Here is a 2,370-nt window from a genome sequence, read left to right as displayed (position 1 = left end):
GCGAGGCAAATTATGAGCACGTGCAAAAAGGCCGTCCTGCCCCATAACATGTCAATCGACGCGGACCCACAACAGCAGGAGGCGGCTTCGCCGCTCGTGTTGGTGGTCCGGTCATCTGTACGTTAGGCAGCAAGAAAGATGATCTCTCGGCGCTGCTTGTACGTTGGCGCAAACGCCTTGGGGATTCTCCTGTTCTTGTACTTCGTCCGCGAAATTCAGAGCACCATTCAGCGCGAGGAGAGAAGCCACCCGGATTTCGGTGATAGCCTCTCGTTCATATTCACGGCGCTGCCTCTGGTAGGTGTCTTCGCCATGGTCAATCTGTTAGGGGCGGTCTCAGCGGCAGTGGCTTACTTCCAGAGGCGCGAGACTGCTCCAGCCGTGGTCTGCGCAGGTGTTGTCACGTGTTGGCTCGCGGCGGCGATCGTTGTGAGAGGACTCGCATGACTTGGGTGGCCGTGCTGCCTAACTTGTCAATCGACGCGGACCCACAACAGCAGGCTGCGGCTTCGCCGCTTGTGTTGGTGGTCCGGTCATTTTTACGTTATAGCGACTTGTGGAGGCGCCGTTGCAGTTGAAGTATTCCTTCTCTCTCACCCCACCGGTGACGCCCAAGCCGGCGGAAAAGCTCGTTGAGTACTCTTACAGCGAGTTCCTTCTCGACCTGCCTGAGCACTGGAAGCAGTATCCTACGCCGCAGGACAACACATTCAATTGGCACTCGGAGGTGGAGAACGCAGGAATCACCATAAGTGCGGACTTCTTTGAGGTGCCAGACGAAAAGGCATTTGAATGCGCTGAGGTATGCCTAAAGGGTAGGCACGATGCCATGGAAGCTCTCGCGCCGGGGCAGGTGACGCAACTCACTCGAACAATAAAGCCGCACTCGCAAGGTGTGGGCCTCGAAATCAGCTACTCCGCCCAGATTCCGGGTCATACCTACATTTATGTGGGCTACATCACTTCGCGGAAAATCTTCAACCTTGGCCTCACGTGTGGTCCCGACAAGTTCGCCGCTGCAGACCTCTTTAACAAGACAATGCGGGAGCGTGTACGTGTCAAGCTGCCATAACATGTCAATCGACGCGGAACCACAACAGCAGGCTGCGGCTTCGCCGCTCGTGTTGGTGGTCCGGTCATTTTCACGTTAGACCGCACGATGGCCTCCACGGAAGACCCCATCCCCGCTTCAGCACCCGTAAGGCTGGGGCGCTCAATTCTGGCCAACGCGCTAGCAATTTATGTGGCCCTCGCCTGTGCTGGGGTGGCTATCCTTCTAAGCTTTGTTCCTGATCTCTTCGATGGTGGTGACCTATCACTAGGCCGATTGCTGGCGCTGGTCGCGGTGGCGGCCTTTGTGGTGGGGCCTGTCATCGCCGTTGCCTACATATTTTTCGAAGCGCTGTTTGAGGCAGCAGTACGGGGAATTGGCTGGGTGTTCACGACCTGCTTTCACGCAGTAGTTCGCTCATTTAGGCGCATCTTCGGTGGAACTGAGGAGTAGCGGGCGTGGAGCGGTCTAACTTGTCAATCGACGCGGACCCACAACAGCAGGCTGCGGCTCCGCCGCTTATGTTGGTGGTCCGGTCATCTTCACGTTAGATCGCATGAAGTCAGTTGCCCTCCGGAGCATTCTCCTATTCATCGCGCTTGCGTCAAATGGAGCATATGCGGCGGAAGCGGAACACTTGACAGATGAAGCGTGGCCAACCTGGAGTTCCCGGGAACTCGACGCGTTTCGTGCCTCCAAGCAGCATTTTGCTTGCGCCGGAATCGGCGCACTGGATGCGAATTCCGCAATTGATGGGCCGCTCTACTTCTTCCGCGAGACGACGCGCGAGCCCGTGAGTGTGTGTGGCGGCGCCTGCATGATGATTACGCGGAAGGCCCAAAAGAAGATGTGCCAAGAACAGTGTCCCCCGCCAGCCTGGAAGGCCGCCAGCTGCGATGAAAAGTTTCGGGACTATCGCATTTCACTGCTGCCAGATATTGACGAGGAAAAGGCACGGAGAGAGGCTTTCACTGGCGCTGGATGCGTGGTTCGCGAACAGCAGTCGATGAAGTGTGACCTTCGGGTTGTCAATGTGGAGCGGGGCTGGTGGATTGAAGTCCTGTATGTGGGAGGGCAGGATTCATGGACGCGGAGCGTCTTTGGGCCGCGCAGTGGTGTGAGATTTCTATTCGGGAACAAAGGCCAGTATCTGGAGACTCATGCAATACCTTGACGGAAGAAGTCTGCGATCTAACGAATAAGGTTAGATCGCGCTAGCCGCGATCTGAACCGGCTGTTGGACAAGCCCCGGTTCGAGCGCGATGGTGTTGGTTGCCTGGAAACATCTGCGCGAGCCTCACGCCGCATGGTGAGGCCGT

Annotated in this window: 4 protein-coding genes; all 4 read left to right on the top strand. The window is 57.1% G+C overall.

Features of this window, described 5'->3' with window-relative positions; translation table 11 throughout:
• The first annotated feature begins 177 nt into the window (after window positions 1–177).
• Complete coding sequence (locus EEB15_RS34400) at window positions 178–447, top strand: hypothetical protein (protein ID WP_141514216.1); 270 nt, start codon at window positions 178–180, stop codon at window positions 445–447.
• Window positions 448–568: 121 nt separating this feature from the next.
• Window positions 569–1,072, top strand: coding sequence for a hypothetical protein (locus EEB15_RS32920; protein ID WP_158290310.1), 504 nt, complete (start codon window positions 569–571; stop codon window positions 1,070–1,072).
• A gap of 87 nt (window positions 1,073–1,159) precedes the next feature.
• Window positions 1,160–1,504, top strand: coding sequence for a hypothetical protein (locus EEB15_RS32915; protein ID WP_141514214.1), 345 nt, complete (start codon window positions 1,160–1,162; stop codon window positions 1,502–1,504).
• A gap of 103 nt (window positions 1,505–1,607) precedes the next feature.
• Window positions 1,608–2,225 carry a hypothetical protein gene (locus tag EEB15_RS32910; RefSeq protein ID WP_141514213.1) on the top strand — a complete coding sequence of 206 codons (618 nt, stop codon included), beginning with the start codon at window positions 1,608–1,610 and terminating at the stop codon, window positions 2,223–2,225.
• Window positions 2,226–2,370 lie beyond the last annotated feature (145 nt).

Origin of the sequence: Ramlibacter sp. WS9 (assembly GCF_003797765.1) — a bacterium.
Lineage (GTDB): Bacteria > Pseudomonadota > Gammaproteobacteria > Burkholderiales > Burkholderiaceae_C > Ramlibacter.
This window is presented reverse-complemented; position numbering and strand designations above follow the sequence as displayed.

Coding starts and splice junctions, on each gene's coding strand:
- EEB15_RS32915 (WP_141514214.1), top strand. CDS start 1,160: ATGGCCTCCACGGAAGACCCCATCCCCGCTTCAGCACCCGTAAGGCTG.
- EEB15_RS32910 (WP_141514213.1), top strand. CDS start 1,608: ATGAAGTCAGTTGCCCTCCGGAGCATTCTCCTATTCATCGCGCTTGCG.